We start from the raw sequence: 19,627 nt of genomic DNA, 5'->3' as shown, positions 1-19,627 counted from the left end.
CGGTACCCCTCAGCACATCGGCATCCATCCCTTTGGACGGTCTTCTACTTTCGGGCCCAAGACCCCAGACTTTCCCTATGATGAAGCCTTTGTTTGGCAAAGTTGGCATTTTTGGCATTGGCCTGCTGGGCGGCAGTGTAGCTCTGGGTTTGCGCGAGCGCTTCCTGGCCGAGGAGATTCACGCCTACGACCCCGACCCTGGGGCCCTCGAGGATGCCCTGGCCCTTCAGGTCGTGGACAGGGTGCACGCTTCGCCGGGAAGCTGGGTAGCCGACCTCGACCTGGGTGTACTGGCCGCCCCGGTGGGGGTGCTAGTCAGCGAAGGTCAGAAGCTGGCGCAGTTTTCTAGCCCTCATACCGTCTGGACCGATGTGGGCAGCGTTAAGCAGCCCGTCGTACAGGCCCTGACCGGCATTTTGCCCAACTTTGTGGGCTCGCACCCCATGGCCGGTAGCGAAAAAGCCGGGGTAGAAGCGGCCCATGCAGGCTTGTTGCAAAATGCCGTCTGGGTCATCACCCCTGCCCCCAGCACGGCTCCTGAGGCGCTCGTTACCATCCGCACCCTGGTGCAAAACCTGGGGGCCTATCCCCTCGAGATCGCCCCCGAACTACACGACCGGCTGGTAGCCCGCATCTCGCACCTGCCCTATTTGCTGGCGGTAGGGCTCAACCAGCTGGTGGCCCAAGACCCCCATCAAGACTTGCTGATGTTCCTGGCCGCTGGGGGCTTTCGCGACCTGACCCGTGTGGCCTCGGGTTCGCCCCGCATGAGCCGCGATATGGTGGTGGCCAACAAACAAGCCTTGCGCGAAGCCATCGAAGACCTGCGGGCCATCCTGCTGGAGCTGGAAAACCTGCTCGAGCGCCCCGAAAATCTGCTCGAGGTGGCCCAGGAAGCCAAACGCACCCGCGATTCCCTGCCCATCGTCAAACGCAGCCTGCTGCCGGTGATGAACGAACTGGTGGTGCAGGTTCCCGACAAACCCGGGCAAATTGCCGCAGTTTCCACCGCCCTGGGCAACGCCGGGGTCAACATCAAAAACTTCGAGGTGCTGGCCATCCGGGACGAGGGTGGGGCCATCCGCATGGGCTTTGCCACCCCCGAGGAGCGCGAGCAGGCCCGCCAGATTCTGGGGGGCATCGGCTATAAGGTGCGCTGATGTTCGCACGCCACACTGTGTTGCAAATCAAACACCAGCCACCCCACCTGCACTGCCACAGCCAGAGGAAACAACCAGATCGCCCCTGAAAGATGGCTTGAAATCCCGCTGGCAACCTGTGCAGTACCCCACACCAGGAAGCCAAGCAATAGCTGCAAGGTAGCCATCAGTCCTGTCAGGTGGAGGCTCAGGCGCTGTACCACCCACCGCATAGAACTCGGTGGCAAGCGCATAAACTCGTCTTTGTTGGGCAGGTTTATCAGGCCTGGATACTTCAGAATCGTTCGGTTAAGTCCGTACAGGCCAAGGGCCATCAGCGTTGCGATAAGGGGCAGTAGCCAGATGGTCTCCCGACTGTCCCAGCGGGTAGGCCGAGCATAAAGACCAAAATGACCAGGAATCTGCTCGGGCAGACTGGTGTAGAGAGCTGCGGTTAGCAGCCAGACACCCAGGTTCAGCAGCGCGATGAGCCACCACATGCTTATCCCCCCTGCACCCATTATGCAGGCGGGGTAAAGTGGTGAATCACCAGCTCGGCCGGGCAGGCCACCCGAATGGGTGCAGTGGAAAGGCCCAGGCCCCGCGAGATAAAGGCCGGGACAGGGTCGTCTACCCAGCCGCCCGCAAACTTTTGCCCGTAGAGCGAGGAAGTAAAAACAGGGCCGTACCACGGCAGCACAACCTGCCCCCCGTGGGTGTGGCCACACAGGGCCAGGTCAACCGACCGGGGTACCTGGTAGAGGTAGTCGGGGTTGTGGCAGATGAGCAGGCAGGCTGAGGGGCTGGTGTAATGGGCCAAGGCTTGCTCTACATTGGGCTCGCCGTGCCACAGATCCTCGACGCCAGCCAGAAATAAGTCGTCCCGCAACTGAACGCCAGCATTGTGCAAAAAGCCGATTCCCAGCTCTTGCAGGCGCTTTTCCAGTTCCACCGGGGGCAGCATGGGCACCCGCGGAGGGTTCGCCTTTGGCCTTCTGGGTAGCCCGCTTTGCCTAGGGTATCTGGCTTGGTAGCCACTAAAGCGGTAGTCGTGGTTGCCCCAGACCGCCCAGGTACCCAAAGGGGCTTTGAGCCGCTCGAGTTCGGACAAAGTCGGCAGCACCTGGTGCTCGAGGTCCGCGTCGGTAAGGTCGCCCGTAATCACAATCAGATCGGGGCCCGCGGCCAAGGTGGCATCCACCCAGCGCCTCACCGAGCCCTGGCGTATAAAGAAACCAATATGCAGGTCGGAAAGATGGGCCACCCGTAAAGGGGCCGATAAACCCCGCAAGGGCCGCCGGCACTGCTGAACTATGAAGTTATAGCCGAAGATCACCCCGATATCCTAACTGATAAAACCTCTGCTCGATTTGCTTTTTGCCAGCAGGGGTGTGAACACCAAGCCAGCTTTGCTCGCTAGCGCCTGGACTGGGCCTTCAGGCAAAAAAAGGCTTCAGGCTTCTGGTGTGAATTCAAACAGCGCCAGCTCGGCAGGGGCGTTTAGCCGCAGCGGCAGTACCGAGGTACCCAGCCCCCGCGAAACATAACCCCAGACCGGAGCACGTCCAGGACCAGGGCCTTTCTCATACCAGCCCGCCAGATAGCGCTGTTTATATTTCGATGGCGTCCAGGGGGCCCCAATGCCCGGCAGGTAGACCTGACCGCCGTGGGTATGGCCACTCAAAACCAGGTCTACCGGCAGACCCTGGTAGTACTCCCAAAAATCGGGGTTATGGACCAGGGCCAGGCTGGCCTTGCCCTTTCGATAGCCCTTTAGCGAGACGCTGGGGTTGGCCTCCTCGGCCCAGAAATCGTCCACCCCACTCAGGTAAAGGTCGTCTCGAGCCCACAAGCCCTGGTTGACCAGCACGGTTACGCCGTGTTTGGGCAACTGCTGGCTCAGGTAGCGCTTAACTGCGGGCTGGCCGTTGTCGTGGTTGCCCCAGATGGCGTACACCCCCAGGGGTGCCCGCAGCATCCCGAGCGCAGCCGACAACTGCTCGAAATCGGGGGTGATGGCCCGGTAAAGTCCCTTGAGCCTGTCCAGGCGCAGCCCAGAATCGATCAGGTCGCCAGTGATGACGATCAGATCGGGGTTCAGGGCATTGGCCGCCTGCACCCAGGCCCGCACCGAGGCCGCATGCATCCAGGGGCCATAATGCAGGTCGCTTAGCTGAACAACCCGCAGGGGCCGTTCCAACCCTGACAACACCCGCCGATGGCGACTAACTTCAAATTGGTAGGAAGCGCTGAACGCAAGCCCCCCAGTGCCAGTCAGGCCCAGGCCTGCCCAGCCCAGCAGGGTCAGGAAACGCCGTCGGGTCAGCATTACACCTCAGTGTACGCCCGAAACCAGGCCGCGTTTGTCTTTTTCAGAGCGCAGCGGTAAGCCTGAAGCCCCTTCAGCCAGCTTGCGGTGGGCATCCTGGGTTATCCCTTGCTTTTCTTTTTTTCTTCCCGCTCGAGCCGGCGGCGCTCCGCACGGCTCAAACCGGAGTAGGCCGAGGCGGCTTTTTGCTGGCGGCGTACTGTAAAGGGGTCGCGGCTGGCCTGTGGCGAAGTCGCCTCCCCAGAGCCGCTGTACTCGACCCCCTCGGCCCTGGAAGCCGGGGTGGGCTGCTGGTTCACCTCAACCTGCAAGCGGAAAAGGAACTTGGTAACCTCGCTCTTAATGCTCGCGATCATCTCATTGAAGAAGCGTGTGCCCTCGAGCTTGTACTCCTGGAAGGGGTCGCGCTGGCCGTAGCCGCGCAGGAAGATGCCCTGCTTGAGCACGTCCATGCTGTGCAGGTGCTCCTTCCAGGCGTTGTCCACTACCTGCAGGGTTACAAAGCGCTCTACCGCCCGCATCAGGCCGGGGCCCTGGCGGTTCAGCTCGGCCTCGCGGGCCTCGTAGGCCGCACGGGCAGCTTCTACCAGGCGCTCCAGCCCCTCCTCGGCCTTGAGCTTGCGTAAGCCTTCAAAGTCGAAGTTTTGAAGCGCCGGGATATAGTCGACAAGGCTTGAGCGCAGGCCCTCGAGGTCCCAGTCGTCGGGGTGCTGCTGGGGGTTGAGGTAGTTGGCGGCCACCGCATCCACGGTGTCCTCAATCATGGCCAAAGCCCCCTCGCGCACCACCTCGTCGCTGCCCAACAGCACGTTGCGCCGCTGGGCATACACCACCTCGCGCTGGCGGGCCATCACTTCGTCGAGCCGCAAAAGCTGCTTGCGGATGTCGAAGTTGCGGTCTTCTACGCGCTTCTGGGCCCGCTCGATGGAGCGCGTGACCATTTGGTTTTCGATGGGCTCAGAGTCGTCGAAGCCCATCCGGTCGAGCATGGCAACAACGCGCTCGGAAGCAAACAGGCGCATCAGGTCGTCGTCGAAGGAGACATAGAAGCGGCTGCTACCGGGGTCGCCCTGGCGGCCCGACCGACCGCGCAACTGGTTATCAATGCGGCGCGACTCGTGCCGCTCGGTACCGATGATGTGCAGGCCGCCCAGCTCCTTGACCCGCACCTCGTCGGCAGCGCAGGTATCGCGCAGTCGGCGGATCTCGTCAATCACCGACTGGCGGATGCCGATTTCAGCAGCCAGCTTAAGGGCCCCCTCCTCGTCGCCCTGCACCAGCTTTTTGATGAACAGCTCAACGCGCCACTCCGCGCGGGGCTCGAGGCCCTCCTTGCGCAAGAGGTCGGCGGCCAGGTACTCGGCGTTGCCCCCCAGCTTGATGTCGGTGCCGCGCCCGGCCATGTTGGTGGAGATGGTGATGGTCTTGCTGCGACCGGCCTGGGCCACGATCTCCGATTCTTTTTCGTGGTACTTGGCGTTGAGCACCTGGTGGGGAATGCCCTTGCGGATAAGCTCCAGGGTATGCACCGCTTTTTTGAGGTAATCCCAGGCCACCCGGATATTGCCCTTGGGGGGAATGGTGGACTGGTATTGCTCGAGCTCGCTGTCGCGCAGGGCACCGGGACGCTCGAGGGCCTTCTTGAGCCGATCCCACTCGGGGCCGCTCTGCTTCTCGATGGCCTTGGCCAGGGCCTGGGCGCGGGCCTCCAGGCGGGGTAGATAGTGGCGGGGGTCTTTGAGCATGGCCGAAAGCCGCTCAGACTTTTCTACCGAGATGGTGCCCACCAAGACCGGCTGCCCCTTCTCGTACTTTTCGGCTATTTCCTCCACCACCGCAAAGAACTTACCCTTCTCCGAGCGATAAACCACGTCGGGGGCATCCTGGCGGATAACCGGGCGGTTGGTGGGAATGCTCACCACATCCATGGCGTAGATTTCCTGGAACTCCTTCTCTTCGGTCTTGGCCGTACCGGTCATGCCCGCGGTTTTCTCGAAGAGGCGGAAGAAGTTCTGGTAGGTGACGGTGGCCAGGGTCTGGTTTTCGCGCTCGATTTTGACCCCTTCCTTGGCCTCGATGGCCTGGTGCAGCCCTTCACCAAACCGGCGGCCCGGCTGCAGGCGGCCCGTGAACTCGTCTACGATGATGACCTGACCGTCCTGCACGATATACTCGCGGTCTTTGAAGTAGAGCTCCTTTGCCCGGATGGCCTGGGTCAGCATATGGGCCAGTTCCATGTTCTCGGTGTTGAACAGGCCTTCGACTCCCAGCATCTTCTCGGCTTTGGCAATGCCTTGAAGCGTCAGGTGCACCGCTTTCTGCTTCTCTTCGATGGTGTAGTCGCCGGTGGGCTCGCCTTTGGTACCCACTGGAGGTTTTTCCCCGCGCTCGAGCTTCTTGGCAATCTCGGCCATGCGGTAGTACATATCGGTGGCTTTTTCGGCGGGGCCGCTGATGATCAGGGGGGTACGGGCCTCGTCAATCAGAATTGAGTCCACCTCGTCGATGATGGCGTAGTGCAGCGGGGTGTCGTGGCGCAGCACCAGTTGTTCGGGCGCGACCGCCATGTTGTCGCGCAGGTAGTCGAAGCCAAGCTCGCTGTTGGTGACGTAGGTCACGTCGCACTGGTAGGCCTGGCGGCGTTCATCGGGGCTGGAGTGGTTCTGCACCACCCCTACCGTCAGGCCCAGCCCCTTGTAGATGGGACTCATCCACTCGGCGTCGCGCCGGGCCAGGTAGTCGTTGACTGTAACCAGGTGTACCCCTTTGCCGGCAATGGCATTGAGCGCAACGGCCAGAGTAGCCACCAGGGTTTTGCCCTCGCCGGTTTTCATCTCGGCAATCTTGCCCTCGTGCAAAACCGCGCCCCCGATGAGCTGCACGTCGTAGTGGCGCAGGCCCAGGAAGCGCTTGGAGGCCTCGCGGGTGAGCGCAAATGCCCTGGGGAGCAGTTCGTCCAGGCTGCTGCCGTTTTGATAGGCTTCACGCAGCTTGGCGTACTCTGCAGCCAGGTTATCAATGCGTGAAACTTCGTCCTCGAGGGCATTTACCGGGGCTACTACTTCTTTCCAGTAGCGGGCCACCTTGCGTTCGTTGTTATCTAAAAGCTTATTAATCCAGGCCAACATAACCAACTGCGATTGTACCCCGTCTGGATGAGAATAGCTCGCACCCTCCTACCTGCGCCCCAGCCGGAAGCATCCAAACATCTGGCGTTTTGTTGTCAGGAAGAAACCAGCCAAAGCGGGCTATTGGGCAAAAAAAGGAAAAGCCTGGCCTGGCACACGGCAGTAGGCATAAACTAGAGCCATGCGCACCCTGGTGTTGGCCCTGCTGCTGGGTAGCTCTGCCCTGGCCCAGCTTTGCGACCAGCCTTTCTCCCCCACCCGCCCTGGCTGGGAATGGCAGTACCGGGTAACGGGCGAACGCTCGAGCACCTATTCGATCCGCAAAACCAGCATCACCGACAGCAGTTTTGTCCAGGTGCGCCAAGGCCCAAGCGGAAAGGAAGAAACCACCTACCGCTGTACCCTAGAAGGCATCGCTCCGGCAGACTTTGGCACCCAGGGCGGCGGACGTGTAGAAGCCGGAGCACAGCCCATCAGCTACGACCTGGACGTAGTAAAGGTAACTGGCGTAGCCATCCCTGACTACGACCGCTGGGGCATTGGCAGCAGCTGGAAGCTGGTGCTGGAGATACGGGGTAATGGGCAGCAGGGCCCTTTGCGCTTCCAGGTTAGCGGTACCCTCGAGACCACCTACCGGGTGGTGGCCCAGGAAACCATCACCACCCCCGCAGGCCGCTTTATGGCCTACAAGCTACAAACCACCTTTGTAACCCGGATGCGGGCCAGCGCCGGACCGCTGAGCCTACCGCTTAACTTCGAAAGCCAGGGCACAAGCTGGTACGCCGAGAATGTGGGCCTGGTCAAGAACATCCAGAAAACCCGCGACGGCGAAACCGTGACCGAGCTGGTGGCTTTACGTAAGTGAGCCAAAGCGTCTTAGGTAGGGTTGGATGCGCTCAGGGGCAGGTAGGCCGCAGCCGGAAGGCTTAGCTGGCTTTGTGGGATGCACGAGCGGGTACGCCAGGCCGCCAGGGCAATCATGGCGCCGTTATCGGTGGCAAGGCCCTTAGGGGGAAAAAGCAACCTAAGGCCTGCCGCCTGCAAGCGGGCCCTGAGCGTGGCATTCTGCGCCACCCCTCCGGTTACCAACAAGGTGGTGAGGCCCGTATGCTGGGCCGCCCTGGTCACGACCTGAACAATGTGCTCGACCACAACCTGCTGGAACTTAGCGGCAATGTCAGCCGGGGCATAGCCTTTTTCCAAAGCCCTGGCCACGGCCGTTTTTAACCCAGAGAAGCTGAAAGCAAAACCTTCCTGACCCTGGAGCGGTACTGCGAGTGGAACCTTGCTGGCATCGCCCTGTCGGGCAAGTTTTTCGATTTCCGGCCCCCCCGGATAGCCCAGCCCTAAGAGCCGGGCCGACTTGTCGAAAGCCTCCCCTGCCGCATCGTCGAGGGTTGCACCAATCAGTTTGTATTCACCCCAGCTTCTAACCTCAAATAGGTGGGTGTGGCCCCCCGAGGCAACCAGGGCCAGAAAAGGCGGTTCAACCTCGGGGTGTTGGGCCAGCGCGGCGTAGATGTGGCCCTCGAGGTGGTGCACCGCCACAAAAGGCTTTCCCAGGGCAAAGGCCAGCCCCTTGCCGTAGGTGTAGCCCACCAGCAAAGCCCCGATTAAGCCGGGCCCCCGGGTCGCGGCAATCAGCTCGAGGTCGCATACCCCGATGCCCGCCTGGGTCAGGGCCTGCTGTACCAGACCATCGATGACCTGGGTGTGTTCGCGCGAAGCCAGCTCGGGCACCACCCCCCCGTAGCGCTGGTGTAGCAGGGTTTGTGAGGCCACCAGGTTGACCACCACACTCCCATCGCGCACCAGGCCCACACCGGTATCGTCGCAGGAGGTATCGATGCCCAGAATCCACACAACCCGATTCTGACCGGCAAGGCCCCAGGGGTCAAGTTATATTCCCAAATGCGGGTTAGAACCTGTCGATCTGTGATGCGTGGCGGGTAGTATGAGCCTGTGAGCGAGGCTCGAGTTCAACTTTCGGTCTTACAAACTGCGCTTTCTCAGGTTCTGTTCGGGCAGGAGCAGGTCATCCGCGAGCTGCTGGCTACCGCCGTAGCGGGCGGACACGCGCTTCTGGAAGGGCTACCGGGGCTGGGGAAAACCCTCCTGGCCAGGGCCTTTGCCGAAGCCAGTGGCCTTTCCTACCGCCGCATTCAGTTCACGCCCGACCTGCTGCCCGCCGATGTGACCGGAACCGAGATCCTGGAGAACGGAAGGTTTGTTTTTCGTCGGGGGCCCATATTCGCCCAGGTGGTACTGGCCGACGAGATCAACCGGGCCACCCCCAAGACCCAGTCGGCCCTGCTGGAAGCCATGCAGGAGCGGGGCGTGACGGTGAGCGGAACCCGTTATGCCCTGCCCGAGCCCTTCATCGTGCTGGCCACGCAGAACCCGCTGGAGCTCGAGGGCACCTACCCCCTGCCCGAGGCCCAGCTCGACCGCTTTATGGCCAAGATTACCGTACAGGCCCCGCCCAGAACCACCTGGATCCGGATTCTTTCAGAAGAACCTGCGGTGCCCCAGCCGGTGGAAGGACTGGACCTGCTGGGAGCCCGCGCCGAAGCGCAGCAGGTTGTGGTCAGCCAGCCCGCCCTCGAGGCCATTGCCAACACCGCGCAGCTAGCGGGCGAAGAGAAGCACCTGCGCATGGGGCTCTCACCCCGTGGGGCCAAGGCCTGGCTGGCTCTGGCAAAAGCCCTGGCCTACCTCGAGGGCCGCGCCCACCTCGACTGGGAAGACCTGCGCAGTGCGGCCATGCCGGCCCTCTCCCACCGGCTGCTCCTAACCGAAGAGGCCCAGTTTGAGGGTATTCAAATCGCCCAGATTATCCAGGACTTGCTGCGGCGCACCATGCCTAAGTAGCCCCTAGCTGCGCGTAGGCAAGCGCTGTAGCAGCTTTTTAGGCATTTTGCAGACCATGGTGTAGGCCGGGTCGAAGACGTTGCCCAGATCGTAGCGCACGCACTGGCCCAGCAGTTGCGAGGCCCCCTGAATATCCAGCCCGTACTGGGTGGTGAGCCAGCGCAGCATCTCACTGGTAGCGTGCTGCACGCACTGGTCGAGGGGTCGGGCGTTGCCCACGGTGAAGATGTACTCCCTGTCCTCTCCCCTGGGCCAGCGGATATGCTGGCCTTTGATGAGGTCTACCGAAAACTGCACGTCCATGGAAATCTCGAGGCCGGTTCCGGCAATTTCGCCGTCCCCCTGTAAGGCGTGTCCGTCGCCAAGGAAAAACAGGGCCCCTTCCACCTGCACAGGAAAATAAGCCGTGACTCCCTCTTTGAACCCCCGGTAGTCCATGTTGCCACCGTGCGGCCCAGAAGTGGCGGTGGAGATGGCCTCGCCCCGGCTGGGCGCCACTCCAAAACAGCCCAGCATGGGCTCCAGCGGGAGCTCGAGGCCCTCCAGGCCCCTCACCGTCGAACGCAGCCGTGCGGTATTGCTCGCAAGATCCACCTCCCAGTCCAGCCAGCGCCCGGAACCCCGGGCCTGGGCCAGCACAGGCACATCCTCGGGGTCGACCACATTGGCGGCCAGGACTGCCCCCGACCAGGCTTGGTTACGGTTTGGCCTGAGCTGTTCCAGCCGCACCACCAGGGTATCGCCCGGCATAGCCCCTTCGACGTAAAAAGGCCCGGTCATGGGGTTGCCCCTGGGGGTTACCTGCTGCAGGGTCCGATCCTGACCCGCCGCATCCACGCAGGTGGTTCGTACCGTATCGCCCGGCGCGATATATAGTACTGGCGGGTGAGTGCCGAAGGTGTGGTGGTAATAAGTCGGCTCGAAGACATGGGTGGGCATAACGCCCCCAGCATACGCCCCCAATCCACATTCTTCTGGGATTTGTGGGTAACATAACCTCATGTCGAACCGCTACATTGGTCAACCCATGAAGCGCCTGGAGGACGGCAAGCTGGTGCGGGGCCAGGGGCAGTACCTGGCCGACCTGAAGTCCGAGCATCTGCTGCACCTGGCCCTGGTGCGAAGCCCCTATGCCCATGCCCGGCTGGTCTCGGTAGATGCCTCCGAAGCCACAAAACTACCGGGAGTGGTCGGGGTGTATACCGCAAGCGACCTTCCCGAGCTCTTTGCCCCGGCCTCGCTGCCGCGCGATGCCCAAGGCGTTTTGCATCCGATGCTGGCGCGTGAGCGGGTGCGGTACGTGGGAGAGCCGGTGGTGGCCGTGCTGGCGACCTCCGAGGCCCTGGCCCAGGATGCAGCCCAGCAGGTGTTTGTGGATTACGAACCCCTCCCGGCCTACCCCGAGCCGCAGCAGGCCCTCTCGGCCCCCGCCATTCACCCTCACCTACAAAGCAACATCGCCCTCACGCGCAAAACCGTCGCGGGTGAGGTGGCCCCGGCTTTTGCCCAAGCTCACAAGGTGGTACGCGGGCGGCTGGTACAGCAGCGGGTGGCCCCCAGCGCGATGGAGCCCAGGGGCGTGCTGGCGAGTTGGGACGGCATCCGCGAGGCGCTTACGCTCTGGTCGAGTACCCAGATGCCCCACGACCTGCGCAGTGCCGTAGCCGAAAGGCTGGGCCTGGCCGAGAATCAGGTGCGGGTCATCACCCCCGATGTGGGCGGGGCCTTTGGGGCCAAGATTAACGTCTACCCCGAGGAAATCCTGGTGGCCTACCTGGCCCGACACCTGGGCCAGAGCGTGCGCTGGGTGGAAGGGCGCGGCGAGAGCTTTAATGCCACCATCCACGGGCGGGCCCAGGTGGCCGAGCTGGAGATGGCTTTCGATGCCGAAGGAAAAATATTGGGCCTGCGCGGGCGGGTGCTGGCCGACCTGGGGGCTTACGCCCTCGAGACCACCCTGGGCAACGCCCCTGGCACCATCCTGATGCTCCAGGGCCCCTACGAAATACCGGCGCTGGAGCTCGAGCTCCAGGCCGTCTACACCAACGCCACCCCCACCGGAGCCTACCGGGGGGCCGGGCGGCCCGAGGCCACCTATTACCTCGAGCGCCTGATGGACATGGGCGCGCGCGAGCTGGGGCTCGACCCCGCCGAGATTCGCCGCAAGAACTTTATTGCTGGCCCCTTCCCCTACAAAACCCGTACCGGGGCCAAATACGACTCCGGGGCCTACCTCGAGGTGCTGGACAAGCTGCTCGAGGTGAGCAACTACCAGCAGCTTCGCGCAGAACAGGCCCAGGCCCGAAGCCAGGGCCGCCTGGTGGGACTGGGGCTTTGCAGCTACGTCGAGATTACCGGCTATGGCTGGGACACCGGCGGGGTGCGGGTTAATCCCGATGGCAGCGCAGTGGTGTTCACCGGCACCTCACCCCACGGCCAGGGCACCCAGAACGCCTTTGTGCAGATTGTGGCCGAGCGGCTGGGCCTTTGGCCCGAGCGCATTCGCGTGGTGCAGGGCGATACCCTGGCTATTCCCTATGGCATGGGCACGGCGGGCAGCCGCACCCTCTCGGTGGGGGGCTCGGCGGTGCTGAAGGCCGCTGAGCTGGTGCGCGACAAAATGGTTCGCATCGCGGCCCACCTGCTCGAGGCGGCCCCCGAAGACATCGAGCTGCTCGAGCAGGGCTGGGGGGTGCGCGGCACCGACAAAGCGGTTGGACTTGAGCAGATTCTTGCTGCTGCCTTCAACCCCCGCAAACTGCCCGCGGGTCTGGAGCCGGGGCTCGAGGGCCACGCCAGCTTCTCCCTTAGAGAGGCCAACTATCCCTTTGGGGCCCACCTGGCCATGGTCGAGGTAGACCCCGAGACCGGCCAGGTCAGAATCCTCCGCTACATCGCGGTGGACGACTGCGGGGTGGTGGTCAACCCGCTGCTTTTTGAGGGTCAGCAGCACGGCGGCATCGCCCAGGGCATCGGGCAGGCTTTGCTCGAGGGCATCGTCTACGACCAGGAAGGACAGAACCGCACCGCCAGCTACCTGGAATATGCCCTGCCCAAAGCCGACCAGATTCCCCCCATCGAGCCACACCACCACCAGACCCCCTCCCCCACCAACCCCCTGGGCGTGAAGGGCGTGGGCGAGGCGGGGGCCATTGCGGCCACTCCGGCGGTGGTCAATGCGGTGCTGGACGCACTGGGCATCGCCCATCTGGATATGCCCCTCACCCCGGAGAAGGTCTGGCGGCAGCTACCGCGATAGGTCATAGGAACCCCACCTGAAGCATTCTGTTTAGAGCAGGTCACAACCTTCCAGATTTGCGGGTTGCTCCCGCCAGTGCTTCAGGTGGGGGCCCCGGCAAGAAGAACGAATCACGGACATTTCTTGTCAAACCTGGGGCGTCCGACCCAGGATGTGCTGGTAGGCATCTTCCAGTGTGTTCCTGCGGCCTCGCTGGCGTGCTTGCATATACGCCGCCTGGCCCATGGCCAGACGGAGTTCTTCCGCCAACCGCTCGCGCAGGTCCCGGCGTTGGGAGGACACCACCACACCCATGGCGTCCTCGAGGTATTCCAAAACCCCCAAAGCCCAGGCCGCCTGCTCGAGCTCGCCCCGCTTATGGGCCAGCCTGGCAAAAGTTTCGAAGCATTCGTTCAGACCGTGCCGCACCCCCGCCCGGCGGTAGTAGGCCAGGCTCTGTTGCAACGCTTCCCAGGCCTGGGCGTACTCTTGCTGCTCGTATCGAAGGGCAGCCAGGTTGTGGGTGGAGATGCCCAGCCCCCAGAAATCGCCCAACTCCTGGTTGAGCTCGAGGCTCTGCTGGTAGAGCTGCTGGGCTTCCTGCCAGCGGCCCTGATCCTGGGCCAGTCCGCCCAGATAGTTGTATAGGGCAGCCACCGACCGCTTTTCGCCCAACTCGCTAAAAATTGCCAGACTTTGCCGAAAATGCTCGCGAGCTGCTTCATCCTGGGCCTGTCCGCGCAGCGCAACCCCCAGGTTCATCAAGCCCAGGGCCTCGAGGTTCCGGTCGCCGATCTCGCGGGCGATGGCCAGGCTCTGACGGCCGTAGTGTTCGACCTTGGGGTAATCGGCCTGGTCGCGGGCACTCACGGCCAGGTTGTTGAGCGCAATGGCCTCCCCCCGCCGATCTGCCAGCGCACGGCGCAGGGCCAGCGCCTGCGTCAGGTACTCGAAGGAGCGGTCGTAGAGGCCGCAGGTGCGGGCCATGATTCCTGCTGCGTTGTAGGCTTCGGCCAACACAGCCGGAGGAACTTGCCTGGCCTGGGGCAGGGCCTCCTCGAACCAGGCCCGCATCTCCTGGGCGTGACCCTTGACCTGCCAGAAGCGCCACAGCCGCGCTGCGAGCTGTAAACCCAGCTCAAGCTGGCAGGACTGGCCCCACTGCAAAACCGCCCGGATGTTTTCGTACTCTCTGGAGAGGTGGCTGTACCATTGGGCCTGTTCCGCCCCGGTTAGCTTGGGGGCAATGCGGGTAGCCTCGGCCAGATAGCATTCCAGCAAACGTTTTTGGGTTGCCTCGGCCAGACCCAGGGCCTCAAGCCGGGCCTGGGCGAACTGTCGAACCGGCTCCAACATGCGAAAACGCGGCTGGGAACCCTCCTCAAACCGCATGACCATCGAGGTGCGCACCAGCCTGGCATGCCATTCTGCCAGTTCACCCGCCCCCATACCCTGGTCGGCGCACAACATTTCAGCAGCCTCGAGCCTCCAGCCCCCCACAAACACCGAAAGCCGCACAAACAGGTTTTTCTCCGGCTCGCCCAGCAGGGCATAACTCCACTCCAAGGCTGCCTCCAGGGTCTGGTGGTGCCGCTCTACACCCCGGTGGCCCCGGGTCAGCAGGCGCAGGCTGTTGTCCAGGCGCGCGACAATCTGCTCCAGCGAGAGCGTCCCAACCCAGGTCGCCACCAGTTCCAGGGCCAGCGGCAGTCCCTCCAGTCGGCGGCAGATTTGCGCCAGGTAATCCGCGTTGTGCCCGTCGAGCTGAAAGTGAGGCTGGCGCTGCCGAATCCGCCCCAGCAGAAATCGCACCGACTCGCAGCGTTCCAGCGCCTCCGGGTAGCCGTCGGCTTCGGGAGCGGGCACCTGCAGCGGTGCTACTACCCAGGCCATCTCTCCCTCAATCCCCAGCGACTCCCGGCTGGTTGCCAGCAGTTGCAGCCCTGGAAGCGATTTGAGCAATTGAATGGCCGTCTCGGCACAGCCTTCGATCAGGTGTTCGCAGTTGTCCAGCACCAGCAAGGCTTTGCTACCCTGCAACCGCTCGAGGACGCTCTTTAGGGGCTCAGAAGTGCCGTGCACCCCCAGGGTCTGGGCGATGGCCGGCAGTATCATCTGAGCGTTGCTCAGGGCTACCAGCTCCACCCACCAGACCCCCCCTTCGTACTGCCCCTGCAACCTCGAGGCCAGTTCCTGTGCCAGGCGGGTTTTTCCTGAACCGGCAGCCCCCGTTAGGGTCAGGCAGCGGGTACCGGACAATAGCTGCAGGGTCTCTTCCAGCTCTCTTTCGCGGCCCACCAGGGGCGACAAAGCTGCCGGCACCCATCCTGGCCGGGCGGGTCTGGGCTCGGCGGACAGCGCGCGTTCTTTTAGGTTAGGCAACTGCTGCAGAATCTGCTCGTAGACCGCCCGGGTGCCCTCGTCGGGCTCCTCGCCCAGTTCGTGTACCAGGGCTTCGCGCAGGGTTTGAAACTGTCGAATGGCCTCCATCTGTCGCCCGGTGCGGGCGTAGATCTGCATCAGGGCCAGGTGGGCCGCTTCGGCGGTCGGCTCTTTGGCAATGGCTTGCTCGAGGTAACGCCCCGCCCGGAGCAGTTCGTCCTGCTGCTCCAAAAGCCGGGCCAGCTCAAGCAGGGCAGCCAGGTACAGCGAACGGGCCTCGTCGCGCTGGGGCTCCGTCCAGTCCTCGTAGATGTCTTCGGGCAACAAATCGCCCTGGTACAGCGCCACCGCAGCCTCGTAGAGGGCCGCATCGCCCTGCCTGCGGGCCTGGCTTACCCCGCGCAGGAACGCAAAGTAATCCACCTCGAGCGGGCCGCTGGCATATAGCACCAGGGTCTCGTGTTCGAAGGTCAGAAAGCGCGGTCTGGCTCCTCTTGAAAGCCCCGGCTCGAGCATGCGGCGGGCGTGGTAGAGGTTCTGGTGAAGGTTGTTCATGCCCGCCTTTTGGTCCAGATCGGGCCACAGGGCGTCCACCACCTGTTCGCGGTGGAGGCGCTGCTTGGGCTGCAGGGCCAGCAGCTTGATGATGTCGCTGGCCTTCCTACGCTGGGCCAGGATGGGCAAGACCTGGTCGTCCAGGCTCAAGCGAAACTGGCCCAGTAAACCAATGCGCAGGCGCGGTTGCGCGGACATCTTGTTTCATCTTAGCAAGGCAGTAAGCGCCAGTAAGTGACCGGTAAGGGCCCTGCGGAATTATGGCCCCATGAGGCTGCTGAGGAGCGTTGTATGCACAAATCCAAACGCCTGCCCAAGCAGCGTACCACTTTCTTGGTTCGCTGCTGGCTGCTTCCCGGTGGCAGCCAACGCTACCAGGTGCGCCATGTGCAAAGCGGCGCGGAGGCCCAGACCGATAGCCTCGAGGCCGCCCTGCACTGGATGGAGCAGTTCCGGCCAAAACCACCCGACACCCGCTAAATTTTGTGCTTCTAGAGCCCATAAGGAGCAAATACTATGAGAAAAATCCTGCTGTCCCTGGTTCTGATTGTCCTCGGTCTTTGGGGTCAAGGTCTGGCCCAGCGCGCCTACCTGGGGGGAACCTTTGCCTTCGCCCTCAACGACAGCACCGCCACCTTTGGGGTGCAGTTCGGGGCCACCTTCACCCCGGCCTTTGGGGCCAGGGGCGTGCTTTCCTTTAGTTCGGGAGGGGGTCTGACCGGCTTTGGATTCGGGGCGGATGGCCTGTACCTGGTCGCCACGCCCAACTCCCCCATCAACCCTTACATCGGCGCAGGGGTTGGCCTGGGCTTCCTGAGCGGGTTGGTGCAGGGGGCCTCGGTCTCGGGAATCGTATTTGAGGGCAACGGGGTGCTGGGGGTGGAGTATCTGCTCAACCGCCAGTTTGCCCTCTTCGCCGAGGCCCGGCCAGGTTTCGCTACCGGCTCGGTCACCGGGACGGCCGGGGGCTCGGCGGTCTCGATGCCCATCAGCGGCACCACCATCGGGCTCAGGGTGGGCGCCAACATCTTTTTCTGACTCATAAGCAGTAGCTCAAAGGAGGCAGTATGAACACATGGCTCAAACACACCGGTCTATGGCTGGTCCTGGGGGTGCTCAGCGCCTGCGGTAGCAGCAACACCGCCCCTCCCCCACCCCCACCCGCTACCCCCACCATCAGCATCTTCGCCCTCGAGACCAACGGCAACTTTGGCGGCCAGATCAGGCCCTGTTTGCAGTTCCTGGCCGCCCCCAGCGAAAACATGCAGCTCCTCAGCGTCAACATTACCCACGCCATCGGGCCTTCCTTTGGTAACTTCGATGTCAACCTGGGGGGCGCCCTGGTCATCCCCAGCGAGCGGCTGGCCTTGCAGCCGCCGAACACCTGCTACCTCAAAATTAGCGGCCAGTACCGCTTTACCTTTACCGTTACCCGGCCCAATTCCCCCACCCAGTTCACCGTTCCCTCCACCTACAACCAGCAGTAGCAGGAGGGTGCTATGTACCGATGGGCAGCCTTGTGGTTTGTGTTTCTCGTGAGCGCCTGCGGCGGCGGCGGCACCCCCAATTTCAGCCTGTCCGTACCGGGGATGACCGCGACCGTGGGCAGTTTTGCCACCGCTACCGTGACCGTGGCCTTCGCGCCGGGCGCAACCAACCAGGTGGTGCTTGCGCTCGAGGGTGTGCCGCCCAGCATCACCGGCAGCTTCGACCCCCCCAGCGTCAGCAGCACCGCGAACACCAGCCTCCTCACGGTGCTGGTGGGTGGGGGGGTCGCCAGCGGCACCTACGATGCGGTGGTGCGTGGCACCAGCGGCGCAGCCAGCAACACCGCTACCTTCCGCCTGAATGTGCAGGCTGGCGGCGGGCCGCCGGGCGGCAGCGGGGGTAGCATCTCCGGCACGGTTAGCATCGGCACTGGAGGCGCGTCGGCAGCCGATACCGACTTTGTACCCGGGCAGGTGATCGTCAAGTTCAAGGCGGGGGTCAGCCTGCAAAGCCTGCAGGCGCTGCAAGCGAGCGGAGCGGTTCTGCAACGGGTGCGGGGTCTTTCGCTCGAGCGCACCGCGCTTTTCCAGGCGCCGCTCGATGCCCAGGGTGTTCTGAACGCGGTGGCCGAGCTTTCCGCCCGGCCCGAGATCGAGTATGCCCAGCCCAACTATATGCTCTACCCCGCCCGTACCCCCAACGACCCCCTCTACCCCCAGCAGTGGCACTATCCCGCCATCAACCTGCCCCAGGCCTGGGATACCGAGCGCGGCCAGACCAACCCCGTCACGGTCGCGGTAGTTGACACCGGTCAGCTTTTGCAACACCCCGATTTCGACCCAGACCGCATCCTGCCCGGTTTCGACATGATCTCCGACCCCAACAATGCCCGCGACGGCAACGGGCGCGACAACAACCCGGAGGATTCCGGCGACCTGTCAGAACCTACCCAGAGCAGCTACCACGGCACCCACGTGGCCGGAACCATCCTGGCCCGCAGCGACAACAACCTGGGCGTAGCCGGGGTGAGCTGGGGCGCCCGGCTGCTGCCGGTGCGGGTGCTGGGCGTACAGGGTGGCACCCTGGTGGACATCACCGATGGAATGCTGTGGGCAGCCGCGCTGCCGGTGGAGGGCGCACCTGCCAACCCCAACAAAGCGGCCATCATCAACATGAGCCTGGGCGGGGCCCGGCCCTGTAGCCAGACCCCGCTCTACCAGGATGTCATCAACCGCATCAATGCTGCCGGAGTCATTATTGTGGCAGCGGCAGGGAACAACGCTCAGAACGCAGCCAACTTTACTCCAGCCAGTTGTAGCGGTGTAATCACCGTCGGCGCAACCGGCCCTTCGGGCGGTCGCGCCCCCTACTCCAACTTTGGCACGCGCATCGATGTGATGGCCCCCGGTGGGAATGTCTCGGTTAACCTGAACGGCATCCAGAGCGGCGGTGGGGTGCTGAGCCCGCTTAAGTCCGACCCCAACAACCAGTTCAACTACGTCTTTTACCACGGCACCTCGATGGCTGCCCCCCATGTGGCCGGCCTGATCGCCCTGATGAAAAGCGCCCGACCCAGCCTGACCCGCGCCGAGGCCCTCGACATCCTGCGGCGCACCGCCCGTCCCCTCACCCAGACCCAGTGCCAGGGCGAGACCGACGCCAGGCGCCCCACCCCCCCGCCCGGGATCACCGCCGCCGACTGCGGGGCTGGACTGGTGGATGCCCATGCCGCCCTGCAGGCTCTGGCCGGGGCACCTGTGGGCTCTTTTACCCTGAGCACCACCCCCAGCAGCCTTACCGTAGCACCCGGCGGTACGGCCCAGGTGGTCGTGGGTATCGAGCGGGTAGGAGGGTTTACCGGGGCGGTTACCCTGAGCCTTCAGGGCGCGCCCGCCGGGGTGAGCGGCACCTTCACCCCTAACCCCTCCACCGGTGCCACCGCCACCCTGGCCCTCAGCGTGGCCGCTACGGTGCCGCCCGGCCAGTACCCCATGGTGGTGCAGGGCAGTGCGGGCAGCCAGACCGTGAATGCCGCGCTGGTGCTCACGGTGGGAACCGCCAATCTACCCACCCTGAAGGATGCGTTCATGGCTGCCCTCTTCTGGACCGGCAGCGATTTCGATGTCAACCGCTCCAAAGGGGTCACCCTCAGCGCCGATACCCGCACCGGCAACTACACCATCCCAGGGCTAGAGGCCGGTTCCTATGCAGTGGCCGGCTGGAAGGACATCAACCGCAACCAGACCGTGGACAGCGGCGATTACTTTGGGGTGTACCTGGTGGGCCGCCAGGTGGCCCTGGTCCGGCCACCGGCCAGCAACATCAACCTGAGCCTCGAGCTGGTCTCCGGCACGACCGCTGAGCTCGAGCACAAGCCAGTCCTCGAGGCCTTCAAAAGACTGCTCGAGCGGTAAACTCATCCCCATTCCCGCCGCAGCCCAAAAAACACCCCGCTTACGGGCGGGGTGGTTGATTGTGGTATCTAATACAATTTTTT

At 63.4% G+C, this 19,627-nt stretch carries 15 protein-coding genes; 8 read left to right on the top strand and 7 right to left on the bottom strand.

Annotated elements, in window-relative coordinates:
• Positions 1–80 precede the first annotated feature (80 nt).
• A complete protein-coding gene (locus Q355_RS0113845) occupies positions 81–1,160 on the top strand; it encodes a prephenate dehydrogenase/arogenate dehydrogenase family protein (RefSeq protein ID WP_027878322.1) in 1,080 nt (359 codons plus the stop codon).
• Here the strand turns inward: Q355_RS0113845 and Q355_RS0113840 are convergent.
• The 4 genes from Q355_RS0113840 to secA all read right to left on the bottom strand — a co-directional run bounded on the left by Q355_RS0113840 (position 1,145) and on the right by secA (position 6,596).
• Complete coding sequence (locus Q355_RS0113840; protein WP_027878321.1) at positions 1,145–1,639, bottom strand: DUF1648 domain-containing protein; 495 nt, start codon at positions 1,637–1,639, stop codon at positions 1,145–1,147. The genes Q355_RS0113845 and Q355_RS0113840 overlap by 16 nt on opposite strands.
• A 20-nt stretch (positions 1,640–1,659) precedes the next feature.
• Positions 1,660–2,475: a metallophosphoesterase gene (locus Q355_RS0113835; protein ID WP_027878320.1), complete on the bottom strand. Its 816-nt coding sequence runs from the start codon at positions 2,473–2,475 to the stop codon at positions 1,660–1,662.
• A 117-nt stretch (positions 2,476–2,592) separates the two neighbouring features.
• Positions 2,593–3,468, bottom strand: a complete 876-nt coding sequence (locus Q355_RS0113830; RefSeq protein ID WP_036259654.1) for a metallophosphoesterase — start codon at positions 3,466–3,468, stop codon at positions 2,593–2,595.
• A 101-nt stretch (positions 3,469–3,569) separates the two neighbouring features.
• Positions 3,570–6,596 carry a preprotein translocase subunit SecA gene (gene secA, locus Q355_RS0113825; protein ID WP_027878318.1) on the bottom strand — a complete coding sequence of 1,009 codons (3,027 nt, stop codon included), beginning with the start codon at positions 6,594–6,596 and terminating at the stop codon, positions 3,570–3,572.
• A 181-nt stretch (positions 6,597–6,777) separates the two neighbouring features.
• Here secA and Q355_RS0113820 point away from each other — a divergent pair, with 181 nt between their 5' ends.
• A complete protein-coding gene (locus Q355_RS0113820; protein ID WP_027878317.1) occupies positions 6,778–7,461 on the top strand; it encodes a TapB family protein in 684 nt (227 codons plus the stop codon).
• Positions 7,462–7,472: 11 nt separating this feature from the next.
• Here Q355_RS0113820 and tsaD read toward each other — a convergent pair whose 3' ends face one another.
• A complete protein-coding gene (gene tsaD, locus Q355_RS0113815; protein ID WP_027878316.1) occupies positions 7,473–8,459 on the bottom strand; it encodes a tRNA (adenosine(37)-N6)-threonylcarbamoyltransferase complex transferase subunit TsaD in 987 nt (328 codons plus the stop codon).
• Positions 8,460–8,558: 99 nt separating this feature from the next.
• On the opposite strand from tsaD, the gene Q355_RS0113810 reads away from it, so the two are divergent.
• A complete protein-coding gene (locus Q355_RS0113810; protein WP_027878315.1) occupies positions 8,559–9,467 on the top strand; it encodes an AAA family ATPase in 909 nt (302 codons plus the stop codon).
• Between the two features lie 3 nt (positions 9,468–9,470).
• Here the strand turns inward: Q355_RS0113810 and Q355_RS0113805 are convergent, their stop codons facing one another.
• On the bottom strand, positions 9,471–10,406 hold the full coding sequence (locus Q355_RS0113805) for an acetamidase/formamidase family protein (RefSeq protein ID WP_027878314.1): 936 nt from the start codon (positions 10,404–10,406) through the stop codon (positions 9,471–9,473).
• Between the two features lie 61 nt (positions 10,407–10,467).
• On the opposite strand from Q355_RS0113805, the gene Q355_RS0113800 reads away from it, so the two are divergent.
• On the top strand, positions 10,468–12,726 hold the full coding sequence (locus Q355_RS0113800) for a xanthine dehydrogenase family protein molybdopterin-binding subunit (RefSeq protein WP_027878313.1): 2,259 nt from the start codon (positions 10,468–10,470) through the stop codon (positions 12,724–12,726).
• Positions 12,727–12,852: 126 nt separating this feature from the next.
• On the opposite strand, the gene Q355_RS0113795 is transcribed toward Q355_RS0113800, so the two are convergent.
• A complete protein-coding gene (locus Q355_RS0113795) occupies positions 12,853–15,840 on the bottom strand; it encodes an ATP-binding protein (protein ID WP_027878312.1) in 2,988 nt (995 codons plus the stop codon).
• A gap of 93 nt (positions 15,841–15,933) precedes the next feature.
• On the opposite strand from Q355_RS0113795, the gene Q355_RS0113790 reads away from it, so the two are divergent.
• The 4 genes from Q355_RS0113790 to Q355_RS16040 are packed head-to-tail and all read left to right on the top strand — an operon-like array spanning position 15,934 to position 19,544.
• Positions 15,934–16,122, top strand: coding sequence for a hypothetical protein (locus tag Q355_RS0113790; RefSeq protein ID WP_027878311.1), 189 nt, complete (start codon positions 15,934–15,936; stop codon positions 16,120–16,122).
• A gap of 36 nt (positions 16,123–16,158) precedes the next feature.
• On the top strand, positions 16,159–16,680 hold the full coding sequence (locus Q355_RS16045; RefSeq protein WP_036259652.1) for a P44/Msp2 family outer membrane protein: 522 nt from the start codon (positions 16,159–16,161) through the stop codon (positions 16,678–16,680).
• A 29-nt stretch (positions 16,681–16,709) separates the two neighbouring features.
• On the top strand, positions 16,710–17,129 hold the full coding sequence (locus Q355_RS0113780; RefSeq protein ID WP_027878310.1) for a hypothetical protein: 420 nt from the start codon (positions 16,710–16,712) through the stop codon (positions 17,127–17,129).
• Positions 17,130–17,141: 12 nt separating this feature from the next.
• Complete coding sequence (locus Q355_RS16040; RefSeq protein WP_084496142.1) at positions 17,142–19,544, top strand: S8 family serine peptidase; 2,403 nt, start codon at positions 17,142–17,144, stop codon at positions 19,542–19,544.
• Positions 19,545–19,627: the final 83 nt, after the last annotated feature.

It is taken from the genome of Meiothermus cerbereus DSM 11376 (assembly GCF_000620065.1).
GTDB lineage: Bacteria > Deinococcota > Deinococci > Deinococcales > Thermaceae > Meiothermus > Meiothermus cerbereus.
Note: the sequence above shows the minus strand (reverse complement) of the source record. Positions and strands in the feature narration are given on the sequence as shown.